This window comes from Rhizobium sp. AP16, from assembly GCF_000281735.1.
GTDB lineage: Bacteria > Pseudomonadota > Alphaproteobacteria > Rhizobiales > Rhizobiaceae > Rhizobium > Rhizobium rhizogenes.
The window spans coordinates 57,770-81,014 of sequence record NZ_AJVM01000066.1; the positions used below are offsets into that span (position 1 = coordinate 57,770).

The following is a 23,245-nucleotide window of genomic DNA, read 5'->3' on the forward strand; positions in this document are numbered from 1 at the left end:
CGTTCCCTTGGTTGTTATGGCATGCGTTTGAAAGGCAGGATTTCGGCAACGCTGCTTTCGCCGCGAAGATCGGTGCCGGCAAAGAGCTGCTTGTCCGGATCGATGTCCGGAATGGCGGCGATGAGCGAGGCCGTATAGGGGTGTTTCGGACGCGCGAAGACCTCCTCGGACGGGCCTTCCTCGACGATCTCTCCGCGATACATGACGACGGTGCGTTGGCAGAGATTGCGGACGATGGCGAGGTCGTGGGCGATGAAGAGCAGGGTCAGGTTCATCTTCCGCGTCAATTCGCGAAAAAGCTCGATGATCTGCGCCTGGATGGTGACGTCGAGCGCGGCGACGCATTCGTCGGCGATGATAAGCTGCGGGTCGACGGCAAGCGCCCGGGCGATACCGGCGCGCTGGCACTGGCCACCGCTCATGCTGCGCGGCTTGCGCTTGGCGAATTCGAGCTCCAGCCCGACGAGATCGAGCAACTCGCCGACGCGGGCGGGGATGTCGGCGGATGCCACCTTGCTCTGCACCTTGAGCACTTCGGTGAGCATCTGGCCGATCGTCAGGCGCGGATTGAGCGCATTATAGGGGTCCTGGAACACCATCGCCGCCTCACGCCTGAGCTTGGCGAGGCCCGCCGTTCTCTGCTGCGCCAGGTCGATACCATCGAAGGTGATATGGCCGGAGGAGAGCGGTGTCAGGCCAAGGATGGCGCGGGCAAGCGTGCTCTTGCCGCTGCCGGATTCGCCGACAATCCCGACCGTCTCGCCGGGCATCAGTCGCAGGCTGACGCCCGAGACGGCGTTGACCGTTTTGGCGCCGCTGCCCTTGAAGAGGCCGCCGCCGACATTGAAGCGGACGTGCAGGTCGTCGATTTCGAGGAGCGGCTTGAGGGGCGCATCGTCTTTCGCCGTTTCCGCGACAGGAACCGTCTCATCGGGCATCGACGGATGGCTCTTGATCAGGTCGATCGTGTAGGGATGCCGCGGCTGCGACAGGAGCGTCCGTTTCGGACCGTCCTCCAAGAGTTTGCCGCCGCGCATCACGGCGATGCGGTCGCAGGTCTGGGCGACGATGCCGAGATCATGAGTGATGAGGATGATGGAGAGACCGCGCTTGTCGCGGATGTCCATCAGGAGCTTGAGGATCTGCGCCTGAATGGTGACGTCGAGCGCGGTCGTCGGCTCGTCGGCGATCAGGATCTTCGGATTGCAGGACAGGGCGACGCCGATCATCGCCCGCTGGCGCATGCCGCCGGAGAATTCGTGCGGATAGCTCTCATATTGCCTGATAGGATCGGGAAAACCGACCTGGCCGAGGATTTCGATGGCAGCAGCGCGCGCCTCGCGGGCGTTGAGACCCTGATGATAGCGGATGCCCTCGGCGATCTGGTTGCCGATCCGCATGACCGGATCGAGATGGCTGGTCGGGTTCTGGAAGATCATGCCGATCTCGCCGCCGCGCACCTTCAGCATGTCGGCGTCGCTGATCCTCGTCAGATCGCGACCCTCAAGCAGGACACTGCCGCTCTCGATCTTCAACAGCGAGGAGGGAAGGAGGCGGATCAGCGAGCGGCAGAGCAGGCTCTTGCCGGAACCGCTTTCGCCGACAAGGCCGAGGATTTCTCCCTTGGCGAGATCGAGCGACACGGCGTCGAGCAGCATGCGCTCGCCACTATCGAGATGCGCCTTGACGGTGAGATCGCGGACGGAAAGGACGGAGGCGCTCATTCGTGCACCCCCAGCAATTCGCCGAGCGCATCGCCAAGCATGCTGAAACCGAAGGCTAGGCAGACGATGGAGAGGCCGGGAAACAGCGTGATCCACCAAGCCGTGGTGATAAAGCTCTGGCCTTCGGCGACCATCACACCCCATTCGGCCAGCGGCGGCTGTACCCCAAGGCCGAGATAGCTGACGGCGGCGCCGCTCAGCAGAACGAGCACGGCATCCGACATCGAAAAGACGATCGAGCCGGCGATGGCATTCGGCAGCAGATGGCGGAACATGATGCGGAAGCGGCTGAAGCCGAGGCTGACGGCGGCAACCGCATAGTCGCTGTTCTTCAGCACCAGCATCTGCGCGCGGATGAGGCGGGCATAGGAGACCCAGCCAACCAGCGCCATGGCGATATAGAAGCTGCTCAGCCCCGGTCCGAGAATGGCGATGATCGACAGCATCAGCACTAGAAAGGGAAAGGCGAGGATGATGTCGACGATCCGCATGAAGACTGCATCGATCACGCCACCGAAGAAGCCGGCGATGGTGCCGATGGTCGTGCCGATCAAGAAGGGAAAGACGACGCCGATCACGGCAATCTGCAGGTCGATACGCGTGCCCCAGAGCACGCGCGAGAGTATATCTCGGCCGAAATTATCGGTGCCGAAGGGATGAAGCAAAGACGGCGCCTGTAGGCGGACATCGGCATTCTGCAGGATCGGATCGTAGGGTGCGATCAGCGGAGCGCCGAGCGCCGCCAACAGAAAGAACAGGAGAATGCCGCCGCCGATGACGAGAGTGAGCCGCTTGCCGAGAAGATGGCGCCAGGCGATGGAAACAGGAGCGGTTGCCTGGAGGCTCATATGGTCACCCGTGGGTCTGCGGCGACGGTGACGATGTCGGCCAGGAAATTGACGAGCACAGTGGCGCAGGCAAAGACCATGGCGACGCCCTGAACCACCATGTAATCGCGCGAGAAGATGGCGCGCACCAGAAGCTGGCCCATGCCAGGCAGCGCAAAGACGCTTTCGACAACGACAGTGCCGCCGATCAGCCAGCCGATATTGACCGCCAGCAGGTTGATGGTCGGCACCAGCGAATTCGGCACCACATGCCGCCAGAAAACGATGCTCTCCGGCATGCCACGCGCCCGCGCCGCCGTCGCCACGTCCGATTTCAGGGATTCGATCATCGCGGCGCGCAGGCTGCGGGTCAGCACTGTCGACAGCGACAGCGCGATGGTGAGGCTCGGCAGGATGAGATGCAAGAGCTTGTCACCAAGCGTCTCGCCGTAGCCGGAGACCGGAAGCACGCCGAGATCGACGCTGAAGAGAATGATGAGCATCAAGCCGAGCCAGAAAGGCGGAAAGCCGATGCCGAAGGTGGAGACGATCCGCACGATATGGTCGGCGGCGCGGCCACTGTTGCGGGCGGCAATCGCCGCCATCGGCACGGCGATGAGGATCGACAGGATGACGCTGGCAACGACCAGCGCCACCGTCGGCTCGATGCGGGTGGAAATCAGCTTCAGCACATCGATTTTGTAGAGGATGGACTTGCCCATCTCGCCATTGGCGAGGTTTTTCAGGAAGTAGAAGTATTGCAGCCAGATCGGCTGATCGAGGCCATATTGGGCGCGGATATTGGCCAGCGCCGTCGGCGTTGCGCGTGTACCGAGAATATTGCGGGCGGGATCTCCGGGAACGAGGCGCACCAGGATGAAGGTAATGACGCTGATGCCAAAAATGACGGGCAGGAATTGCAGCGGGCGGCTGAGAACGAACCTATAGCGATGCATGGTGACGCTCGCTTCCTTGCCTTCTTTGGTCGTTGAACGCTTCCTGTCGCATCATGCCTGCCTGTGCCTCGCCAGGAAATCGAGAAGTGCGGGATAATAGTCGCCGGGGTTTTCATAGAAGGGCATGTGGCTCGCATTCGCAAACACCTTGAGTTCGGCATTCGGAATGGCAAGCTTCATGCGCAGCGCGCAGGCGGGCGTCAGCTCGTCGTGCTCGCCGACGGTGATCAGGGTCGGCACGGTCATGCGCGGCAGGTCCGGGATGCGGTTCCAGTCCTTGAGATTGCCGATATAGAGGAATTCGTTCGGCCCCTGCATAGTCGCGTAAGGCCCCATGTTCCAATCGTCGAGCGAACGGCGCACAGGTGCGGGCCATTCCGGCAGGCGACAGACATGGCGGTAATTGAGGATCGTCACGGCGGCCATGTATTCCGGGTGATCGTAGGTGCCTTGCGCCTCATGCTTTTGCATCATCGCCACCGTTTCCGGGCCAAGCGCCGCACGCAGCCGCTCCAGTTCCGAGATCAGGTGCGGCATGTCGGCGACGGTGTCTTCGAGGATCAGCGTCTGGAGGTTTTCGGGATAGGTGAGCGCGTAGTCGATCGCGAGCCAGCCGCCCCAGGAATGGCCGAGCATATGAACTTTGCCGAGGCCAAGCGCCTTGCGAACGGTTTCGGTTTCTTCGACATAGCGGCGGATGGTCCAGAGAGCCGGATCGGTGGGGCGGTCGGAGGCGCCGGTTCCAAGTTGGTCGAAGGCAACGACGCGATAACCTCGGTCGACAAGGCAGGAATGCGCCTCGCGCAGATAGTCGCAGGGAAGGCCGGGGCCGCCGTTCAGACAGAAGACGGTCTCTGCGCCGGAACCGAAGCTATAGGCAATCACCTTACGCCCATCGACTTCGACCTCCATGCGTTCGTCCGGCTGCATTTCGCGCCACATCAGCTTACTCCGGCAAAATTCTTCTTGCTCAACATTTGGGCATGATTAAATTTTTACCGTAAACCGCGATCCACACCAGCTATAAGAAGTGATAGGGTCGGAGTTTGGATGTAAGCCGGAGTTCTCCATGCTTGACGAAATCGGAACGATCAGAAGCAAGTTTACCGCGCATGATACGCTGGACGGACGGATCGACCAGGCTTTCGAGGCGATGCAACAGCTCGGTTTCGAAGCCCTGGTCTACGACTACACGCCGGTACCCTTCGATCTCGACGGTGAGCTCATGGTTCCCTCGTTTCTGAAGCTGCGCAATATTTCCGACGATATGCTCGAATACTGGTTCGACCGCGGCTATTTTCGTATCGATCCGGTGCAGCAGGTGGCGCTGCGCACCTCGGCGCCGTTTTTCTGGAACTACAATGTCGAGGCTGATACGGCGATTAACCGCTATCTCGGAGAAAATACCGAACCGGTTGCGCGCTACCTCAACGAACGCGATATGTCGACGGGTGTTACCGTGCCGGTCCATATGCCGCGCGGCGATTATGCGACGGTAACCGGCATCCGTTTCGGGGCGAACAAGGATTTCGAGCGCAATGCGCTGCGCTACATCGCCGATTTCGGCCTGCTCGCGCATGTCTTTCATGAGAGCGCCTATGCGCTTTTCGATTCCAGCGCGCGCAGCGTCGGCAAGATGCGGCTGACGGAGCGGGAGCGGGAGTGCCTGCGTCATTCGGCCGAGGGGCTTTCGGCTAAGGAAATCTCGCGCATCATCGATCGTTCGGTTCCGACCGTCGTCATGCATCTGAATTCGGCGGCGAAAAAGCTGGGCGCCAAGAACCGCACGCAGGCGGTGGTGCGCGCCACGCATTATCGGCTTCTGGATAACGAGCCATCCTATAACTTCTGATAGCTGCCCCAGGCCTTGAGGCCGCGTTATGCTCCTCCGTCCTTGTCAACGAGATGGAGAAACCCGTGGCCGCCGTCGCATCGAAAGAAGCCTTCCTGCCCTTTCGCGAATACCAGACCTGGTATCGCATCACCGGATCGCTCGATAGTGGCAAGCTGCCCCTCGTCGTCGCCCATGGTGGCCCCGGCTGCACGCACGACTATGTCGATTCTTTCAAGGGCATCACCGAGATCGATGGCCGCGCCGTCATCCATTACGACCAGCTCGGCAATGGCAACTCCACGCGTCTGCCGGCAAAGGGCCCCGATTTCTGGACGCCGACGCTGTTCCTCGAAGAGTTGGATGCATTGCTGAAACTTCTCGGCATCCAGGATCGCTATGCTTTCCTCGGCCAGTCCTGGGGCGGCATGCTGGGTGCCGAACATGCCGTGCGCCAGCCGAAGGGGCTGAAGGCGCTCGTCATCGCCAATTCGCCAGCGAACATGCACACTTGGGTTTCCGAAGCCAATCGGCTGCGCCGCGAGCTGCCGCAGCATGTGCAGGATACGCTTCTGAAACACGAAGAGGCCGGCACGATCACCGATCCGGAATACATCGCCGCCTCCCGCGTCTTCTACGACCGGCATGTCTGCCGCGTCGTCCCCTGGCCGCCTGAAGTGGCGCGCACTTTCGCGATCATGGACGAGGACAATACGGTCTATCGCAACATGAACGGCCCCACCGAATTCCACGTCATCGGCACGATGAAGGATTGGACGATCGAGGACCGCTTGCCTTTGATCGAAGCCCCGACGCTGCTGATCTCCGGCAAATTCGACGAGGCGACGCCCGATGTCGTCAAGCCCTATGTCGACCGCGTCGCCGGCTGTAAATGGGTGCTCTTCGAGCATTCCAGCCATATGCCGCATGTCGAGGAAAAGGAGCTTTGCCTGGCAACCGTCTCCGAGTTCCTTTCGGAGCATGACTGATGCCGTGATAATATTATCCGACTAATGAGTTGGCCGTGCCGTATGCTGCGAGTGGATCTCTTTCGAAGGAAATCGCATTTGAAACAAACGAATCAGTGAAGATCCTTCGCAGGTAGCTTCTGGTTCAAAGAGATTTCGTGACGCGCACAATCCCGGAATCGACCGAGCGGCTGTTTCCGTGGGGGTGCTGCTGAACGCGCAGCTTGTTCTTTCGTCGATCCGGCTTGGTATCTTGGCCATTTGCGCGGAAATCTTTCTTGACCTCAACTAAGGTTGGGGTGTGAGAATGCGTTTATTTGCTGGCGAGGGGGAGCTGATGGCGATCATTCTGGGCGATAGTGATCTGGACCAGCTTCCGGTCATGCGGCTCGCCATCGAGGCGATCGAGGAAGCGATCCTTGCCCGATCCGCCGGGGATCTGGTTTCGCCACCAAGGCACAATGTTTCCTTTGCCGAAAAAGGAGACCTGATCTTCACGATCGGCGGAACGCTCGACGATGCCTCCATCGCCGGCTTTCGGGTCTATGATACGTTCAGAGGCCCTCGCCATGAGCAGATCGTCGCAGTCTGGTCGACCGAAACGGCGGAGCTTCAAGGCCTCATCATCGGCACTCGGTTGGGGGAGGTTCGTACCGGCGCGATCGGCGGCATCGCCATTCGTTATATGTCGTCCCCCGAAGCCAGGACGGTCGGCATTATCGGCAGCGGCCAGCAAGCCCGCACGCAGTTGGAGGCGGCAGCCCTTGTGCGCGAACTAACGCATGTCCGCGTTTATAGCCGCAGCGAGCGACGGCGCTATCTATTTGCACTGGAGATGGAGCAACGTCTGGGTATTCCGGTCGAGCCGGTGGACACGCCGCTTCGCGCGGTGAGCGACGCCGATATTGTGATCTGCGCCACGACCAGCCTCACGCCGGTGATCGAAGCAGGCTGGCTGAAGCCGGGGGTTCACATCAATACCGTCGGCCCCAAGACGGTGGACGAGCACGAGCTCGGCCTTGATGTTGCCGCTGCCGCCGATCTCGTCGCCACCGACTCTCCCGAGCAGGTCCGTGCCTATAAGGCGCCGTTCTTTCTGCATGGCTCGCCGAGTGCCGAGCGTCTGGTCGATTTGGCGGCGATCGTCAGTGGTAAGGTCATTGCGCGCCAGGCGCCCGACCAAACGACATTGTTCTGCTCGGCAGGTCTCAGTGGCACGGAGGTGTTGGTCGCCGCGCATATTTTGGCAGCGTTCAAGGCGAAGGCTGGCGCCGGTTGAGCTGGTGCCGCGCCTTTCTAATCTCTCGTTGAGCCGCCGGGATGTGATCCATCGCGCAGTAATTGCTGCGCCGTTGCCCGAAACATCTCCGCCAGCTGCTTCAGAAGCGGGCCAGTCGGCGAACTTCTGCGCCAGCATAGGCCGATACGGCGCTTCGGGTTGCCGTCGCTGAATTTCAGGAGACGGATTTGGTCGGACGACATGATCGGGCCGACGGTCGCTAGCGTAGGCAGGAGGGTGATGCCAACATTTGCGCCAACCATCAGGCGCAACGTCTCGAGGCTTGTGGCCTGAAAGGAGGATTTCTGTCCGGCCCCGGAGAGCCGGCAGACGTCGAGCGCGTGTTCGCGCAGGCAATGCCCTTCCTCCAGCAGCATCAGGTCGTAACGGGAGAGGTCTTCCATGCTGATGCTTGCCCGCTCGACCAGTGGATGCTTCTTCGGCACGGCTAGCAGGAAGGGCTCCTCAAACAGGAATTCCACCTGCAGCTGGTCGCTCTCGACCGGCGTGGCCAGGAGTGCGGCGTCAAGTTCGCCGCTCCGCAGGCGCGACAAGAGCACGCCGCTCTTTTCCTCGCTCAGAAGAATTTCCAGTTGCGGGAAGCGGTCATGCACCTGCGGCACCACATGCGGCAGGAAATAGGGGCCGAGCGTCGGAAAGGCGCCGAGACGGAGCGTTCCTAGCTCCTGGTTCTGGTTCAACAGCGCGGCATTTTTCAATTGCTGGACATCAACGAGGATCCGCTTTGCCCGTTCGGCGGCATCCTTGCCGAAGGCGGTCAGCATGAAGGCGCGCGCGTCGCGCTCCACCAGCGGCGTGCCGAGTTCCGCCTCGAGCTTCCTGATCTGCGCCGACAATGTCGGCTGGCTGACCAGGCAGGCCTCGGCCGCGCGGCCGAAATGGCGATATTTGGCCAGCGCGACAAGATATTCCAGTTCTCTGAGTGTCATGATGCTTCGCCGCTTAGGCGGCCTTGGCTTCCTCTTCGCTCGGAGCAGAGGTGCGGATGAGATGGTCGAAAGCGGCAAGCGACGCCTTGGCGCCTTCGCCCACGGCGATAACGATCTGCTTGTAGGGAACGGTGGTGCAATCGCCGGCGGCAAAGACGCCGGGCAGCGATGTCTGGCCGTGATGGTCGACGATGATCTCGCCACGGGGAGAAAGCGCGATGGCACCCTTCAGCCATTCCGTATTGGGCAGAAGGCCGATCTGAACGAAGATGCCGTCCAGAGCCAATGTGTGCTTCTCGTCCTTGTTGCGGTCCTCGTAGACAAGACCGGTGACCTTGCTGCCGTCGCCCAGCACTTCCGTGCTCTTGGCCGACAGGATGATCCGGACGTTGGAAAGGCTGCGCAGCTTGCGCTGCAAGACGTCGTCTGCGCGCAGCTTGCTGTCGAATTCGATGAGGGTGACGTGTTTGACAATACCGGCAAGGTCGATCGCCGCCTCGACGCCGGAATTGCCGCCGCCGATCACGGCCACATCTTTACCCTTGAACAGCGGGCCATCGCAATGCGGGCAATAGGCGACACCCTTGTTGCGATATTGCTCCTCGCCGGGCACGCCCATCTGCCGCCAGCGCGCGCCGGTGGACAGGATCAGCGTGCGCGATTTCAGCGTCGCGCCGCTGGCAAGCTCGACCTCGAACAGGTCGCCCCTGGGCGTCAGCTTTTCAGCCCGCTGCAGGTTCATGATCTCGACGGGATAGTCCTTCACATGCGCCTCAAGGGCGCTGGCGAAGGCCGGGCCTTCGGTATGCGGAACCGAAATGAAATTCTCGATCGCCATGGTATCGAGCACCTGGCCGCCAAAGCGTTCGGCCACAACACCGGTGCGGATACCCTTGCGGGCGGCATAGATCGCCGAGGCAGCGCCAGCCGGACCGCCGCCGACCACCAGCACGTCGAAGGGTTCGAGATCTGCGAGCTTCTCGGCGGCGCGCTTTGCGGCGCCCGTGTCGAGCTTGGCGATGATCTGCTCGACTTCCATGCGGCCCTGGCCGAACACTTCGCCATTCAGATAGACCGTGGGAACCGACATGACCTGCCGATCGGCGACTTCCTGCGGGAACACGGCGCCGTCGACGGCGACATGGCTGATCTTCGGATTGAGAATCGACATCAGGTTGAGCGCCTGCACGACGTCAGGGCAATTCTGGCACGACAGTGAGAAATAGGTTTCGAAACGGAATTCTCCGTCAAGATCGCGGATCTGGTCGAGAATGGCCTGCTCGACGCGGGGCGGATGTCCGCCGGTCTGTAAAAGGGCGAGCACGAGCGAAGTGAATTCGTGGCCGAGCGGAATGCCGGCGAAACGCAGGCTGATATCGTGGCCCGGGCTGGTCAGGGCGAATGAGGGGGCCCGTTCGCTGGCGTCACGCTGCTGGGCGAAGGTGATCTTGTCGGAGAGGCCGGCAATGTCTTCGAGAAGCGCCACCATCTCCTTCGATTTGGCACTGTCATCGACATTCGCGAGGATCTCTATCGGCCGTACGACTTTTTCCAGATAGGCCTTGAGCTGGCTTTTCAGTGCGTCGTCTAGCATCGATATGTCTCCGGTTGGGAAGTAAATGAGCGCGGCTTGTCCGGCGGGACAAAAGCGCCACTAGTCTAAATTGTGTGCGGGAGGCCTTCCCCGTTGTCAGGGAAGGCCATGGCCGAAGCCGAAGTCAGATCTTGCCGACGAGGTGCAGCGAAGGAGCCAGGGTCTTTTCGCCCTCTTCCCACTTTGCCGGGCAAACTTCGCCGGGATGGGAGCGAACGTACTGGGCGGCCTTGATGCGGCGCAGCAGGTCGGCGGCATTGCGGCCGATGCCTTCTGCGGTGATTTCCACGGCCTGGACGACACCGTCGGGATCGACGACGAAGGTGCCGCGATCGGCAAGGCCTTCGGCTTCGCGCATGACGTCGAAGTTGCGGGTGACGGTGCCGGTCGGGTCACCGATCATCGCATACTGGATCTTGCCGATGGTTTCGGAGCTGTCGTGCCAGGCCTTGTGCGTGAAATGGGTGTCGGTCGAAACCGAGAAGACCTCGACGCCCAAGCGCTGCAGCTCGGCATAGTTATCCGCAACGTCGCCCAGCTCGGTCGGGCAAACGAAGGTGAAATCGGCCGGATAGAAAAAGAAGACCGCCCATTTGCCGGCGATGTCAGCTTCGGTGACCTCGATGAATTTGCCCTGCTTGAAGGCCTGGGCTTTGAATGGCTTAACGGCGGTATTGAGAACGGACATGGTAGCCTTGTATTGTTTGGACGGGAGGAGTTTCGCGCTGCAACATAGTGCGTGCGTCGCAATAAGCAAAATAGATAAATCCGAAAAATTCGATAGGTTTTGTCTATGGGGCCACTCTGTGCAATGGAAAACCGTATCCTATCAAGGCTGGGAGCCGTTGTGGTGCAAGCCCGACCAAGGTGGGAAGATGCCGGCTCTTCGCGGAAAGGTATGCAATGAAGGATAATGTGATAATCGCCGGGTCCGAAGCGCTGAAAAGAACGAAAGAAGTTCTCGCCACGCGTTTCCAGGGTTACGCATTCGCATTTGCTGCTGGGTCGATCATGCGTGGCGAAGGGAAAAACACGTCCGATGTCGATCTGGTTGTCGTCTTCGACAGGCTTGCTACGGCCTGGCGCGAGTCTTTCGTGGAGGACCATCTTCCATTCGAGGCTTTTGTCCACGATCCGGAAACACTGAGCTGGTTCTTTGAAAATGACATGGCGCTCGGCTACCCGATCATCATCCATATGGTGGCTTCGGGCCATATATTGGGCCGGGACGTGGTGCAGGCCAAAGCCTGTCAGGCGCATGCCCGAAGGCTGCTCGATCAGGGCGCTCCTCCGCTCTCTGCTGCCAAGCTGGACGCGCTGCGATATCAGATCACGGATCTGCTCGCCGATCTCAGCGACGAGCGAGGTATCGAGGACACACGGGCGATCACGGCGCAGCTATACCAGCCGCTGGCCGATCTGATGCTCCTGACCCGTGGCCGATGGTCGGGCAAGGGAAAATGGATTCCGCGGCTTCTAAAAGCATTCGACAAAGTGTTGTTCGAAGGCTTTGATCGAAGCTTTGCGCTTGCCCTGGCTGGAGACGCTAAACAGCTGATCGAGTTTACCGGCGCGGAACTTACGCGAACGGGCGGAGCCTATTTTCACGGGGATCGCCGCGAGGCATCGCAAACCGCTCGCCGAAGCCGCCGATGGTGAATGTCTTTCTTCAGACTGCCTCTTGCAATCGGCGCGATGCTGTATTATCTGCGCATCATCACCTGTATCGATAGCCTGCCGGGCCAACCTTTCGAGGCCGAGCCGGTGTCTGCTGTCCAGGGTAACAGCGAGGGCGCTCCCCAGTCATGGGTCGAGCGCCCTTTGCTTTTCGAGCATGGGGCTTCGCCATCATGCGTGCAGGGCTCGCCGCGCAACGCCGGCCCCTGAAGTCGGCAGAGGACGTTATTGTAACCAATCGCGTACATTAGCGCGCTGACGCCTCGCCTGCATCTAACTGTCATTCCGCGGCGAAAATTCAGAATTAGTGTTCTCAGTGAGCGCGCGAATCGGGCATGATCGGTCTGCTGGCGGAGATCGGAGCGGCAACCGTAACCAAGCGCGCACATTTCTATATGGTTTGAAACAGATGTATTTGGTCGATCCGCAGCAGTCCGTGCCACGCTCGCACACAGCAATAGCTACCGCAAGGCGTCGATCGCGCGACGCAGGTGCTTGGCTACTTTTGTGTAACCCAAGAATTTCGATTCATTGAGCAGAAAGATCAGAGCCTGGCGCAAGCGCCCACGCTGGTCCTGTTCGGTGCCGTCAGGCCACTTATCTTCGTTCGGTGGTTCGATATCGGCGTCGCTTCCCGCGGGAATTTTTCCACGAAAACGACGCCAGCTTTCGACTGGTTTGACAAGTAAATTGCCAAGGCGCGATCGTTTCATGGCTTTGGTAAGTTCCTCTGGTTGATCGGTCTGTTCTGAATAAGAAGCGAATCCGATCCGATTGAGCGCGTTGCCACATGCCGACGTCGGAGGTGTCGAATGCTCGAGCGAAGCGTACCCAAACCAGACTTCAACAGCATCTGGGATTTTCCCCGGGTGCTTCTTCCCACGGCAATAGCTACCAATTTTGGTCTCCATGCGTTTCTGTTGTTGTGACGTTCATATCCAACCGAAGACGGGAGTGCACGTCATGATGAATTTGATCGATTCTTCCAATCGGGCCATGCATGCGGAAACGCTTCGATCATTTGCCGAGTTGCGATACGAGGTTTTTGTCCGACGCCTGGGCTGGGCTCTGCCTGCCGCCCGGGACGGATTTGAGGAGGATGAATATGATACGTCGCGGGCAGTCTATGTGACGATTAGCAATAGTGCCGGGCATGTGATCGCCGGGGCTCGGTTGCTCGATACCTCCGATGCCAGTCTTCTGAACGAGATTTTCCCTCATTTGGTGAAGGATGGCGACTTGCCGCGATCGGATCGGATTTACGAAATCACACGCTTCGCCATCGATCATCGCAGGGAGCGCCTGGAAGGCAGTATGGATTTGCGGAATCGGTTGCTTTGGGGCATTCAAGCAGCGGCTCTGCATCTTGAATTGGATAAGATGGTCTCCGTCACCTATACCCACCTCGAGCCGATGCTCCGCAAGGCGGGTTACCGTTTTCGCAGGCTTGGAGATGTCGACTGTATTGACGGCATTCCGACGGTTGCGCTGGAACACGAAGTCTCGCCCGACATCCTGGGTGCTTGCCGCTCTGCCTTGCTCACCGGCAGGGGTCGCCACAAATCCGGGTCGCTATGTCCGCTGTCGAGCCAGAGCAATCAACCGACCGCCAGTCTCGCTCAATCGGCCTTAGCCTAACGCGCGACCGCGGGAGATCGTCGCGCGCTGCTGTCTGCGATTTTTTGAGGATGATCTTGCTCTGCACTAGGCCCGATTTCGGATCGGGTCACAAGAGGCTGTGGCGTTGCACCTGCGCTCAATCGAGCGTCACCAGCCCCAGCATGATGGCTTTTACGACCGCATGGGTTCTATTCATCGCCTGGAGCTTCGTCTTTGCCATATCGGTGTAGAAATCGACGCTTTTTTGGGAAATGCTGAGGATTTCAGCGATCTCCCATGCGGTCTTCCCCCTGGCCATCCAGTGCAGTACGTCGATTTCGCGTGGGGATAGAAAAGATTTGCGCCGCGCCGACCCGACTTTCAGAGAATGACCCAGCAATATGCCCTTGGCTTTCCGATGATAGCCTTGGGCCAGGATCTGTACGATAGGCAGAGCGGCAAGGATACGCTCGTTGTTTCCGGTGCCAGGCTCTGGAACAACGCTGATGGCCACGGCTTCGCCCAATTCGGTCATGATCGGCAGCGTGATGCCGTTGGTGAGACCTGCATCCCAGGCCTCCTGCAGCAGGCGCCTCTGGTTCTTGTCGATATCATCCGATGTCAGCAGATCGCTCCACTGCGCGATCCCTTGGCCGGTGCCTACCCATTTCAAGGTCGGATCGATTTCCTTGTACTTCTGGTGAAAATAGTGGGTGAGCCATTTGTTTGGAAAATTTGAAATGATAAAGTTTTGTGGGTCCACCGTGGATTCATTCATGATGAACGAAGCGCTCATCCTGTGAATATTATAGGCGAACATCGGAAATCCGAGGTGAGACAGCGTCTTGGAAAAGACAGCTTCGAGAGAGTGTATGTCGGTACACAACTCGAGCTGATGAAGAAACGGTTGGACCACTTCAGCGTAGATCGTATTATACTCTGACATCAGTGACATTCCCCCAACATGCGTGTGATATCTGAAGCGGGCGCACGAACATGCCTTCTCCTCGACAGGCGTCTTCGCGATAGTCGCCGCTTTACTGATCTCCGATTGTAGCGATCTCGTTAGGGTGGTAGTGAGCTAACGACAAACGTGACCGTCGTTCATCAATTCCCAGGGCAAGGTTCTCCATTAAAAACGTGGGGAATTGAGGCATAGTTTTTTCCAGGAGTCTTTCATGGAAACGCTACGCTTGCAGCTTTCTGCTTTTATTGAGCACCCTCTTGGGTTGAGTATATGTCGAGAATTTGCAAGCGGTTACACGAAATGCTGATCGTCCATGGGTTCCGGTAGATGGCTGTTGCAGGTTTTCTAACTGTGTTCGGCCCGGAATTTGGCGGGGGTTGTTTGCTTGTGGCGCATCATGGCATTCGTCAGATGGCTTTGGCTTGAGAACCCTGTCTGCAAGGCTATGTCCGAGATTGGCAGTGTCGAGCCCAGAAGCAACCGTTCGGCCTCCTCCAGGCGGATGCTCACAAGGTATTTGTAGGGCGGCGTGCCGAACGTCATAGAAAATGCCCGGATAAAATGACTGGGCGACATCCGACAGATATTGGCGAGCGTTTCGATCGACAGTCTGTCGGCTATATGTTCGTTCATGTAGTCTAGTACTCTCTTGGACGTCTGCAGGGGCATGCGCCGATTTTGCGCCTTTGTTGCCCTTACCTTCGCCGTCGAATAATTCCGGATAAGATAAACGCCGAGGATCGTCAGGAACGCGTCGATATAGAGTTCGTTGATCGATGCGCTTGATATCTCCATGATCATGGTCCGGGCCATCCGAAGCGTGTAAAGATCGACGTGGCCGAAGCGAGGTGGACGCAGTTCCCAGCTTCCGCCTTCAAGCTCGGCATTCGCCAGATTTGTATAGGCGACCGGGCTGAAGGCAATGGCCGCATTCCGTTTCAGGCTCGGCCATTTGAGGGTTCTGTCGACGCCGGCCGGATTGATGACTAGCATGCCGACAGGCACTTCGAACTTTTGAAGCTTATCGCTGGAAAAGGCCGCCTCCATTTCCGGCATGGGGGCAAGAGCGACCGAGGCGAATTCTACATTGGTCTTGAAACTCATCGATCCTGCAGGTCGAGCAACCTTCATCAGCCCACCCAAGAGCGTCTGTGTCCGTGGGCCGATCTCCTCGGGAATGGCCGAAAATATGCCGTCCTCGTTCTTTGTGTCGAGTTCAACAAAACTATAGCCGTCTGGCTTGGCCATTAGCCTCAACTCCATTGATATAACCGGGACCAAGGCGAATGGTCGTTCGTGGGGGTATGCAATTGCGCGTACCAGGGCATGGGATTAGCTGGTTCGGTCAGCAAAAAGACGGAATATCCAATGAAAACGTTGCTTTGGAAACGCGTGACGTCATTCAGGTTGTGCATGCTTTGTATACAGACAGAGATAGAATTTTTTGAAGAGTAACTTCTGTTTCGATGAAAGAATGGCCATAAAAAGGAGAAGCTGTTCGTTCTTTCAATATAGATGCGCGTTCTGGATATGGATGCGTCTGCTGGACAGGTGGTGCGCATCGAGAGAGCGGGCGCAGATGCCAGCTAACGGTGCATGACGAGCGGTTCGCATTTGTCCTACTTGGATCTGGGGCTTGCAACAAGGCATAGAAAAGCGCACGGCGCCGATGGTGTCGGGGAATACTCGTGAAACACTATTCAACTTAAGATATACATATAAATTATTGTAATCTTTAAGCGCAGATAGATGATTTTATCGAGCCGAATTTTGCGGATATCATGTACGGTCAAAACACCAAAGAATGAGCGCGATGTTGTCGAGGATATAATCGGACAATTGAATTATCGGATGAGCAATTCCGGCCGTAGCCGCAATCATGAAACAGGCGCCGCTGTAGGGACGGTTTCTCTGCAGGCCGCTTATCATTCAGCGTGTCAGGTAACATTTGCGATGCTCACGCCCGGTCGAAAGACCAGCGATTGACCATATAGGTGCGTGGCGAGGTTCCGAGCATGCGCCGGAACATGGTGGTGAAGGCGGCAGCGCTTTCATAACCGGCTTCCAGCGCGACGTTGGTGACCGGCTGGCCTTCCGCGAGTTGGGGTAGGCAGGCAAAAACGCTCGCCTGCTGCCGCCAGATGGTGAAGCTGATGCCAGTTTCCTTGCGGAATTGCCGGGTGAAGGTCCGGCGGCTCATTGCCAGCTTCTCGGCCCAGTCATCCAGACGAGCATTCGGCGTCGGATTTGCCAGATAGGCACGGCAGAGTGCCGCCAATCGCCGGTCGGACGGGAAGGGCAGTCCGAGCGGGCGTTCCTCGAGTGTCGAAATCTCTTCGAGGAGGAGGGAAAGGACCAGTTCCGCCTTGCGGTTCCCCACCGGGGCTTCTCGCAGTCGGATGGCTTCGAGCAAAAGGCTGCGGGCGAGATCCGTCACCTCGACGACGCGAGGGGCTTCGTCCGATTGCCGGGGATCGTGCGGCATCACATAGACCGATTTCATACTGACATCACTCAGCATCTCGACGGAGTGTTCCAGGCCGGCGGGAATGAACAAGGCATGGCCGGGCGGCACCATCCACCGGCCCCGGGTCGTCAGGATCAAGATGACGCCGGCGAAGACGCAGAGCAATTGCGAGCGACGATGATGATGCCACGGCACGGTATAGCCCTGCCGCGGCTCTGAGCTGTGGACGAGCACGTCCGCATTCGATGCCTCCGTCCAGTGCATGTTTTGCTCGTGGCCGCTGTCGACGGTTGCCAGCAATTGTTGGGAGAGTTTTTCCATTTTGGCCCAATCGCGAAAGAATAGGACCAAAACACGAAAGAAGGTCACCCGCAAGCCGTGTAAAAGGCTAGTCAAACAGCACGGCGGAAAAGAATCGGCCGGCTCAGGAAGGAAACCTCAATGGTTGCGGCATTTTCCGGCACGCCGGCCCGATTTCAGAAGACGACAATATCGATCGTGGTGGCAGTCAGCGGCTGTCATCTCCTGAACGACATCATGCAATCGCTGCTGACATCGCTCTATCCTATGTTCCGGGAAAACTACGCGCTCGATTTCGTCCAGATCGGGCTCCTGACCATGATGTTCCAGATCACGGCGTCGTTGCTGCAGCCGGTGGTGGGTATCGTCACCGACAAATGGCCGATGCCCTATTCCCTGCCAGTCGGCATGATCAGCACCTTCCTCGGGCTCATCATGCTCGGTTATGCCGGTAGTTTCGGCATGCTGCTGGTGGCGGCTAGCCTCATCGGTTTCGGCTCGGCGGTGTTTCATCCGGAAGCCTCGCGCGTGGCGCGGCTGGCGTCCGGCGGACGCCATGGCCTGGCGCAGTCGTTCTTTCAGCTCGGCGGCAATGCCGGATCGGCCATTGGGCCGCTGATCGCCGCCTTCTTCGTGCTCCAGCATGGGCAGAAGAGCGTGGCCTGGCTTTCGATCCTGGCAGTCATCGGCTTCATCGTCCTGAGCTGGGTCGGCACCTGGTACGTCAACCATCGGCGTGAGCACGCGGCGCGTCCGGCGGCCAGCCGCGCCTTGCCGATCGCGCGCAACAAGGCGATCTGGGCGCTGGCGATCCTGATCCTGCTGACGGCGACGAAGAATGTCTACATGGCGAGCATCTCCAGCTATTTCACCTTCTACGTCATCGACAAGTTCCATCTCGACGTGCGCGACGCGCAGCTGATGCTGTTCCTTTTCTTGGGCTCTGTCGCGACCGGAACGATCCTGGGTGGCACGTTCGGTGACCGTTTCGGAGCACGCTTCGTGATCTGGTTCTCGATCCTCGGCGTCATTCCGTTCGCGCTGATGATGCCCTATGCGAACCTGTTCTGGACCTGTGTGCTGACGGTGGTGATCGGGCTGGTACTGGCCTCTGCGTTCCCGGCAATTGTGGTCTTCGCACAGGAGCTGATTCCGGGCCGGGTCGGGCTGATTGGCGGCATCTTCTTCGGCTTCGCCTTTGGGGCTGGCGGGCTGGGTGCTGCTCTTCTCGGCGATTTCGCCGATACGCACGGCATCCCCTTCGTCTATATGATCTGCTCGTATCTGCCGCTGCTCGGTCTGTTCACGATCTTCCTGCCGCGCATACCGAGGCATTGAATGACAGAGGCGGGGCTCGCTGCCCCGCCGAACACCTACATGCGCGGCCAATCTCCCGGCAGGTCGAAGTCGACGCAGCTATTGCCGTCTGACCCTTCCGTGCAGATCGCCAAGTCTAAAATTTTACCTCCATTTTCAGACTGGCCATCGGGCAGGTCTTCGCCATAGTCTATGCCTGCTTCATGCAGGAGGAGGAGACCGTCGAATGAGCATCACCATCAAAACCGCGGCCGAGGAACGCCATTGCAGCGATTCTCTCCATTTATCTTCGCCGCTTATGTTCGCCTGATCCCGACCGGGACGGCCATTCCCACCTTTCTTGCCTTGCAATGCCTCATTTCGACGCCACGGCCGCCGGTGCGGTCCCGGCTGATATCAATCATGTAGGACATGCCATGCCGCTCACCCTTGCCCAGCGCCTAGACCGTCTCAAGGTCCGTACCGCCGAACTCAGCCATTGGCGCGTGCGTACGGCACTCGCCATCGACAACTGGACCTTTGAAGGCGCGGAAATCGCCATTGGCCAAGCTTGGCCGCATCGCAAGGGGGTGGTGCATTTTGCCTCGCAGGCGACGGTGCCTGCCGACTGGCCGCTGGAGGAGACGCGGTTACAACTCGATCTTGGCGGCGAGAGCCTGATCACGCTTGCCTTTGCGGGAGGGGAGAGCGAGAGTTTCGGCCTCGACCCCTATCATCAGGAGTTTCCGCTGAAAGGCCGCAGTTTCTCGATTGCGACCGACAGCGTTGCCCGCTTTCCGTTCGGCGAACAGAACCGGCAGCCGAAGCTGAACCGGGCGCAGCTTGGCTGGATCGACCTACCGGTGCACAGGCTGCACCTCCTGCTGCGGCAGATCGTCGAAGCCATCGAGGCGCTACGGGATCATGAAGTCGTGCCACATATGCTCGATGCCGCCGAGACTGCGCTGCGCAGCCTCGACTGGCCATCCGCGACGGCTCCTTATATCGCGCGTACGGCGAATGCCGAGCAGCAGCAGAAGATCTGGGAATTGCCGGAGCTTGCGGAAAGTCCGGCAGGACTGTCCGAGGGAGAGCGTGCGACCGTGGTCGCAGCCCATGATGCGCTGCTTGCCCGCCTCAAGGCATTGCAGGAGCGTTATCCGCAGAATGGCGAATTGTTGCTCACTGGACACGCCCATATCGATCTTGCTTGGCTGTGGCCATATGACGAGACGCGTCGCAAGATGCGCCGTACCTTCCACACCGCCTTGTCGCTGATGGAGCGCTCGCCCGACTTCCGCTTCAACCAATCGACGGCGCATTATTACGCGCAGATGGAGGCCGACGATCCCGAACTGTTCGCCCGGATCAAGGAGAAGGTCGGCGATGGTACCTGGGAAGTGATCGGCGGCATGTGGGTCGAGCCGGACACGAACATGCCGACGGGCGAAAGCCTGGTGCGGCAGATCCTCTATGGCCAGCGTTATTTCGAGAAAACCTTCGGCGCACGGCATAAGGTCTGCTGGTTGCCGGATTGCTTTGGCTTCTCCGGCGCCCTGCCGCAACTGTTGCGCCAGGGCGGCATCGAGAGCTTCTTCACCATCAAGGTCAATTGGAGCGAGACCAACAAGTTTCCCTATGACCTCTTCTGGTGGGAAGGGCTCGACGGCAGCCGCGTGCTGGCGCATGTCTTCGACAATCCCATGGAAGGCTATAACGGCTTCGTGCGGCCGGATTGCTATCTGCCGACGTGGAAGAACTTCCGCGCCAAGACGCTGCAGGACACGTCGCTTCTGGCGGTGGGCTATGGCGATGGCGGCGGCGGCGTGACGCCGGAGATGGTGGAGCGCGAGGAGCAGTTGCGTAGTTTCCCGGCCATTCCGAAGGCGCGCTGGGGCAAGGTCGGCGATTTCTTCACCGGCGCCCACCGTACTGCCGGGGAAAAGCAGCTGCCGGCCTGGTCGGGCGAGATCTATCTCGAACTGCATCGCGCGACGCTGACCAGCCAGAGCGGTGTCAAGCGTCTGCATCGCAGGGCCGAGCGCGCCTTGATCACCGCTGAATCCCTGGGCTCGATCGCCCATATGGCGGGCGCCGAAGCGCCGCGCAGCCTCGAACCGGACTGGCGCGTGACGCTGAAGAACGAGTTCCACGATATCTTGCCGGGATCGAGTATCCGCGAGGTCTATCAGGATGCCGAGCGCGAGCTTACCGAAGTGATCGATCATGCCAAGGTGGCTCAAAAGCAGGTCATGGATGCCGTCGTGGCGGTCCTGCCGAAGGGTGGGGTCGCGGATGCGCTGGTCGTCGCCAATCCGTCGCTGGATGGACGGCCTCTGCGTGTTACGCTCGCTGATGGCACGGTTCTGTCCACCGGCGATATCATCGCGCCGCTCTCCGTCCAGGTGCTGGATCGTGTCGCGTTGAAGCCGGCTGGCGGATTGCACGCTGAGGCGAACCGACTGGAAAACGAGCATCTTATTGCCGTCATCGACGCCGATGGCGCGGTCCAGAGCCTCGTGCACAAGGCTAGCGGCCGCGAGGCACTGGCCGAGCCGGCCAATCAGCTCTGGATCTATCCCGTCGACAAGCCGCGCAATTGGGATGCCTGGGATATCGACGCCGATTATCCGGAAAAGGGCGTCCGCCTCGACCGGCCCGAGAGCATCGAGCTTGTCGAAAGCGGCCCGCATCGCGCGGCGATCAAGGTCGTCCATCGCTACCGCGATTCGAGCGTCGTGCAGCATTATGTGCTGACCGCCAACGCCAGGCGGCTGGATATCGAGACCCATATCGACTGGCACGACCGCCGCACCTTCTTGCGCGCGCTTAATCCGGTCGCGGTGCGAGCTCGTACCGCGACGTTCGAATGTGCCTATGGCGTCGTCAGCCGCCCGACACACACCAATACGAGCTGGGACGCGGCGATGTTCGAAGCCGTCGCCCATCGTTTCGTGGATTTGAGCGAACCGGATTTCGGCGTTGCGCTGCTGAACGACGCCAAATACGGCCATAGCGCCCGTGGCAACGTGCTCGGCATCAGCCTGGTGCGTGGGCCGATCTATCCCGATCCGCTGGCGGACGAGGGCGAGCAGCAATTTACCTATGCGCTGCTGCCGCATGCCGGCGCGTGGCACTCTGGTGGCGTGCGCGAGGAGGCCGACGATCTGAACCAGCCGCTAGTGGCGACCACTGCCGCCAATCTTGCGGGAACGACGCTTGCTCCGGTCGTCGTAACAGGCACGCCGGTCGCACTGTCTGCCATCAAGCCGGCTGAAGAGGGGGATGGGCTTGTGCTGCGCGTCTACGAGCCGGCCGGCCGGCGCGGCGGACTGAGCGTCCAGCCCGCAAGCGGCTGGCATGTCGCCGAAGCCGTCAATCTGATGGAAGAGCCTGCCAAGCGCGATGCAGGCCCGGATATCCTACCCTTCGAGGTCAGAAGCTGGAAGCTGAAGAAGGGATAGCGGTTTTACCGCTCTTCGGGTCTCTGCTGCCGTAGCGTTTTGCCGCGGCAGCAGTATCTGCTTGGTGTCAATACTCGCGATCGTGGACGACACCCATGATTTCGCCCCTCCGGGATACGCTCACCAGGAGCTTGTCGCCGTCGCGCGTTGCCCTGACCAGAAAGCGCTCGCCCACGTCGTTGACGTCTCTTACTCTATAACCGCGTCTCTCCAGCAATTGGATGACATCGTTCGGGCCGTAGTTGCCGCGGGGCTCTCCCCAACGGTTGGACGAGTCGTGATGGCGGTTCCAGGCATGAAGAAAGTTGGCCTCGGTCTGGCTGTCGCTCTGGTCGGAATCGCCATCCGGTGATTGATCGTTATAGATAACGACTTGAGCAACGGCGGGCGTGATGAGACCCATCGTCATGACTGCTGTCATACCCAGCGCGATGAAGGCGATCTTCATTGGCATATCCTTTATCCGTTCCTGACATGTGCAATCTCCTGTGGAGATGCTTGAAGTTGGCCAGGTCGCAACCGCTAACCTTGGTTCTCGTGCGGCACATAGCCCGATGATGATACCCAAGCATTTTTTGCGGTGTGTTCTCATTTGTTGCGAAACTTACGGGCGCCGGCCGTTAGCCGATCTCTCCGCATTTCGATAGAATATCGTCGACAACGGAGGCGAGCGGCGCAGCGGCGTCAATGGTCGTGGCGTTGTTGGGAATGTCTTCTTGCGTTGCATGCAGTCGCAGAACCACGTCTCGCTCGGCTGGTTTTCCGCCAAACTCGTCTTCAGCTCTGCTGGCAAGCCGCCTCTTCAACGTGTCCAAATCGACGTCGAGAACGAAAACCCTGTCAAACAAATCAATAAAATGATGAAAATTCCTTGAGCCGCCGCAGAAAAAGGAAATCGCGTGGCTTCGATCGGCCACGAGGGATTTGACTTTGTCGACATCCCAAATGTGGTGCTCGTGGCCAAAGGCCACGTCCGGAATGTTCTGCCTCTGCGCAGAGCTGTCAAGCGGCACGCCCGTCTGAGGGTCGCCTTGATAAGCCAATTCACGGTCACCGTGGATGACGTGGTAACCGCGCTGCTGCAGCTCGGTGGCGACTGAGGTCTTGCCAGTCCCGGAAATGCCCTCGATCAAATAGTTCCTGACGCCCATTTCGTTCTCGTTCGATGAACCACACGCCCCCTTGGCAAAGGCCAAGTACTCCTGTCGCCGGTGTACAAAGCAAGAATCATAAGCAGATTTCCGTCGCTTCAATTCTTGCGGTTTGCACGGTACGGACAGAAGCCGGCTATTTTCCCTTTCGCAGTCTCCGTCCGAACTTAATCCTCAGCTCATCTACGGCTGCTA

Annotated in this window: 21 protein-coding genes; 8 read left to right on the forward strand and 13 right to left on the reverse strand. The window is 59.2% G+C overall.

The annotated features are described in order from the left end of the window. Positions 1-14: 14 nt before the first annotated feature. From PMI03_RS20900 to PMI03_RS20915, 4 genes are read right to left on the reverse strand one after another with little or no spacing between them, the layout of a single operon-like run. Positions 15-1,724, reverse strand: a complete 1,710-nt coding sequence (locus tag PMI03_RS20900; protein WP_007697474.1) for an ABC transporter ATP-binding protein — start codon at positions 1,722-1,724, stop codon at positions 15-17. Continuing rightward, positions 1,721-2,572: an ABC transporter permease gene (locus PMI03_RS20905; RefSeq protein WP_007697478.1), complete on the reverse strand. Its 852-nt coding sequence runs from the start codon at positions 2,570-2,572 to the stop codon at positions 1,721-1,723. The genes PMI03_RS20900 and PMI03_RS20905 overlap by 4 nt, the downstream gene beginning before the upstream one ends. Then, entirely contained in the window at positions 2,569-3,507 is a 939-nt protein-coding gene (locus tag PMI03_RS20910; protein ID WP_007697481.1) for an ABC transporter permease, read from the reverse strand. Before PMI03_RS20910 ends, PMI03_RS20905 begins: the two co-directional genes overlap by 4 nt. 51 nt (positions 3,508-3,558) lie before the next feature. Beyond that, on the reverse strand, positions 3,559-4,449 hold the full coding sequence (locus PMI03_RS20915) for a proline iminopeptidase-family hydrolase (RefSeq protein ID WP_007697498.1): 891 nt from the start codon (positions 4,447-4,449) through the stop codon (positions 3,559-3,561). A gap of 127 nt (positions 4,450-4,576) precedes the next feature. On the opposite strand from PMI03_RS20915, the gene PMI03_RS20920 reads away from it, so the two are divergent. The 3 genes from PMI03_RS20920 (at position 4,577) to PMI03_RS20930 (ending at position 7,585) form a co-directional block, all read left to right on the forward strand. Then, positions 4,577-5,359: a LuxR family transcriptional regulator gene (locus PMI03_RS20920; RefSeq protein WP_007697501.1), complete on the forward strand. Its 783-nt coding sequence runs from the start codon at positions 4,577-4,579 to the stop codon at positions 5,357-5,359. 53 nt (positions 5,360-5,412) lie between these two features. Further along, complete coding sequence (locus PMI03_RS20925) at positions 5,413-6,327, forward strand: proline iminopeptidase-family hydrolase (RefSeq protein ID WP_039974447.1); 915 nt, start codon at positions 5,413-5,415, stop codon at positions 6,325-6,327. A gap of 316 nt (positions 6,328-6,643) precedes the next feature. Beyond that, positions 6,644-7,585, forward strand: coding sequence for an ornithine cyclodeaminase family protein (locus tag PMI03_RS20930; protein WP_007697516.1), 942 nt, complete (start codon positions 6,644-6,646; stop codon positions 7,583-7,585). A 17-nt stretch (positions 7,586-7,602) separates the two neighbouring features. Here PMI03_RS20930 and PMI03_RS20935 read toward each other — a convergent pair whose 3' ends face one another. The 3 genes from PMI03_RS20935 to ahpC all read right to left on the reverse strand — a co-directional run bounded on the left by PMI03_RS20935 (position 7,603) and on the right by ahpC (position 10,817). Next, the gene (locus PMI03_RS20935) at positions 7,603-8,535 is read right to left on the reverse strand and encodes a LysR substrate-binding domain-containing protein (RefSeq protein ID WP_007697519.1); all 933 of its coding nucleotides are present in this window, start codon (positions 8,533-8,535) and stop codon (positions 7,603-7,605) included. 13 nt (positions 8,536-8,548) lie between these two features. Further along, entirely contained in the window at positions 8,549-10,129 is a 1,581-nt protein-coding gene (ahpF, locus tag PMI03_RS20940) for an alkyl hydroperoxide reductase subunit F (RefSeq protein ID WP_007697521.1), read from the reverse strand. Positions 10,130-10,253: 124 nt separating this feature from the next. Then, on the reverse strand, positions 10,254-10,817 hold the full coding sequence (gene ahpC / locus PMI03_RS20945; RefSeq protein ID WP_007697523.1) for an alkyl hydroperoxide reductase subunit C: 564 nt from the start codon (positions 10,815-10,817) through the stop codon (positions 10,254-10,256). A gap of 215 nt (positions 10,818-11,032) precedes the next feature. On the opposite strand from ahpC, the gene PMI03_RS20950 reads away from it, so the two are divergent. Together PMI03_RS20950 and PMI03_RS20955 are read left to right on the forward strand one after the other, a co-directional pair. Continuing rightward, positions 11,033-11,788, forward strand: coding sequence for a nucleotidyltransferase domain-containing protein (locus tag PMI03_RS20950; protein ID WP_007697525.1), 756 nt, complete (start codon positions 11,033-11,035; stop codon positions 11,786-11,788). Then, positions 11,789-12,016 carry a hypothetical protein gene (locus tag PMI03_RS20955; RefSeq protein ID WP_039974450.1) on the forward strand — a complete coding sequence of 76 codons (228 nt, stop codon included), beginning with the start codon at positions 11,789-11,791 and terminating at the stop codon, positions 12,014-12,016. It abuts the gene before it with no gap. Between the two features lie 251 nt (positions 12,017-12,267). Here PMI03_RS20955 and PMI03_RS31835 read toward each other — a convergent pair whose 3' ends face one another. Then, positions 12,268-12,717 carry a hypothetical protein gene (locus PMI03_RS31835; RefSeq protein WP_131597913.1) on the reverse strand — a complete coding sequence of 150 codons (450 nt, stop codon included), beginning with the start codon at positions 12,715-12,717 and terminating at the stop codon, positions 12,268-12,270. Positions 12,718-12,769: 52 nt separating this feature from the next. Between PMI03_RS31835 and PMI03_RS20965 the strand changes: the two genes are divergently transcribed. Beyond that, positions 12,770-13,444, forward strand: a complete 675-nt coding sequence (locus tag PMI03_RS20965; protein ID WP_007697531.1) for an acyl-homoserine-lactone synthase — start codon at positions 12,770-12,772, stop codon at positions 13,442-13,444. Between the two features lie 118 nt (positions 13,445-13,562). Here PMI03_RS20965 and PMI03_RS20970 read toward each other — a convergent pair whose 3' ends face one another. The 3 genes from PMI03_RS20970 to PMI03_RS20980 all read right to left on the reverse strand — a co-directional run bounded on the left by PMI03_RS20970 (position 13,563) and on the right by PMI03_RS20980 (position 17,160). Then, positions 13,563-14,351, reverse strand: coding sequence for a LuxR family transcriptional regulator (locus tag PMI03_RS20970; protein ID WP_007697534.1), 789 nt, complete (start codon positions 14,349-14,351; stop codon positions 13,563-13,565). A gap of 366 nt (positions 14,352-14,717) precedes the next feature. Further along, a complete protein-coding gene (locus tag PMI03_RS20975) occupies positions 14,718-15,515 on the reverse strand; it encodes an AraC family transcriptional regulator (protein WP_309574443.1) in 798 nt (265 codons plus the stop codon). Positions 15,516-16,329: 814 nt separating this feature from the next. Continuing rightward, positions 16,330-17,160, reverse strand: coding sequence for a helix-turn-helix domain-containing protein (locus PMI03_RS20980; protein ID WP_007697541.1), 831 nt, complete (start codon positions 17,158-17,160; stop codon positions 16,330-16,332). 120 nt (positions 17,161-17,280) lie between these two features. Between PMI03_RS20980 and PMI03_RS20985 the strand changes: the two genes are divergently transcribed. Beyond that, on the forward strand, positions 17,281-18,477 hold the full coding sequence (locus PMI03_RS20985; RefSeq protein WP_007697545.1) for an MFS transporter: 1,197 nt from the start codon (positions 17,281-17,283) through the stop codon (positions 18,475-18,477). A gap of 395 nt (positions 18,478-18,872) precedes the next feature. Next, the gene (locus tag PMI03_RS20990; protein WP_007697548.1) at positions 18,873-21,899 is read left to right on the forward strand and encodes a glycoside hydrolase family 38 C-terminal domain-containing protein; all 3,027 of its coding nucleotides are present in this window, start codon (positions 18,873-18,875) and stop codon (positions 21,897-21,899) included. A 67-nt stretch (positions 21,900-21,966) separates the two neighbouring features. Here the strand turns inward: PMI03_RS20990 and PMI03_RS20995 are convergent, their stop codons facing one another. Both PMI03_RS20995 and PMI03_RS21000 read right to left on the reverse strand, forming a co-directional pair. Next, positions 21,967-22,347: a hypothetical protein gene (locus PMI03_RS20995; protein ID WP_007697551.1), complete on the reverse strand. Its 381-nt coding sequence runs from the start codon at positions 22,345-22,347 to the stop codon at positions 21,967-21,969. A 172-nt stretch (positions 22,348-22,519) separates the two neighbouring features. After that, entirely contained in the window at positions 22,520-23,050 is a 531-nt protein-coding gene (locus tag PMI03_RS21000) for an AAA family ATPase (protein WP_007697554.1), read from the reverse strand. Positions 23,051-23,245 lie beyond the last annotated feature (195 nt).

What these genes read in the sequence shown, in the direction of transcription:
- PMI03_RS20900 (WP_007697474.1), bottom strand. Translation starts at nt 1,724, where the DNA reads ATGAGCGCCTCCGTCCTTTCCGTCCGCGATCTCACCGTCAAGGCGCAT.
- PMI03_RS20905 (WP_007697478.1), bottom strand. Translation starts at nt 2,572, where the DNA reads ATGAGCCTCCAGGCAACCGCTCCTGTTTCCATCGCCTGGCGCCATCTT.
- PMI03_RS20910 (WP_007697481.1), bottom strand. Translation starts at nt 3,507, where the DNA reads ATGCATCGCTATAGGTTCGTTCTCAGCCGCCCGCTGCAATTCCTGCCC.
- PMI03_RS20915 (WP_007697498.1), bottom strand. Translation starts at nt 4,449, where the DNA reads ATGTGGCGCGAAATGCAGCCGGACGAACGCATGGAGGTCGAAGTCGAT.
- PMI03_RS20920 (WP_007697501.1), top strand. Translation starts at nt 4,577, where the DNA reads ATGCTTGACGAAATCGGAACGATCAGAAGCAAGTTTACCGCGCATGAT.
- PMI03_RS20925 (WP_039974447.1), top strand. Translation starts at nt 5,413, where the DNA reads ATGGAGAAACCCGTGGCCGCCGTCGCATCGAAAGAAGCCTTCCTGCCC.
- PMI03_RS20930 (WP_007697516.1), top strand. Translation starts at nt 6,644, where the DNA reads ATGGCGATCATTCTGGGCGATAGTGATCTGGACCAGCTTCCGGTCATG.
- PMI03_RS20935 (WP_007697519.1), bottom strand. Translation starts at nt 8,535, where the DNA reads ATGACACTCAGAGAACTGGAATATCTTGTCGCGCTGGCCAAATATCGC.
- ahpF (WP_007697521.1), bottom strand. Translation starts at nt 10,129, where the DNA reads ATGCTAGACGACGCACTGAAAAGCCAGCTCAAGGCCTATCTGGAAAAA.
- ahpC (WP_007697523.1), bottom strand. Translation starts at nt 10,817, where the DNA reads ATGTCCGTTCTCAATACCGCCGTTAAGCCATTCAAAGCCCAGGCCTTC.
- PMI03_RS20950 (WP_007697525.1), top strand. Translation starts at nt 11,033, where the DNA reads ATGAAGGATAATGTGATAATCGCCGGGTCCGAAGCGCTGAAAAGAACG.
- PMI03_RS20955 (WP_039974450.1), top strand. Translation starts at nt 11,789, where the DNA reads ATGTCTTTCTTCAGACTGCCTCTTGCAATCGGCGCGATGCTGTATTAT.
- PMI03_RS31835 (WP_131597913.1), bottom strand. Translation starts at nt 12,717, where the DNA reads ATGGAGACCAAAATTGGTAGCTATTGCCGTGGGAAGAAGCACCCGGGG.
- PMI03_RS20965 (WP_007697531.1), top strand. Translation starts at nt 12,770, where the DNA reads ATGATGAATTTGATCGATTCTTCCAATCGGGCCATGCATGCGGAAACG.
- PMI03_RS20970 (WP_007697534.1), bottom strand. Translation starts at nt 14,351, where the DNA reads ATGTCAGAGTATAATACGATCTACGCTGAAGTGGTCCAACCGTTTCTT.
- PMI03_RS20980 (WP_007697541.1), bottom strand. Translation starts at nt 17,160, where the DNA reads ATGGAAAAACTCTCCCAACAATTGCTGGCAACCGTCGACAGCGGCCAC.
- PMI03_RS20985 (WP_007697545.1), top strand. Translation starts at nt 17,281, where the DNA reads ATGGTTGCGGCATTTTCCGGCACGCCGGCCCGATTTCAGAAGACGACA.
- PMI03_RS20990 (WP_007697548.1), top strand. Translation starts at nt 18,873, where the DNA reads ATGCCGCTCACCCTTGCCCAGCGCCTAGACCGTCTCAAGGTCCGTACC.
- PMI03_RS20995 (WP_007697551.1), bottom strand. Translation starts at nt 22,347, where the DNA reads ATGAAGATCGCCTTCATCGCGCTGGGTATGACAGCAGTCATGACGATG.
- PMI03_RS21000 (WP_007697554.1), bottom strand. Translation starts at nt 23,050, where the DNA reads ATGGGCGTCAGGAACTATTTGATCGAGGGCATTTCCGGGACTGGCAAG.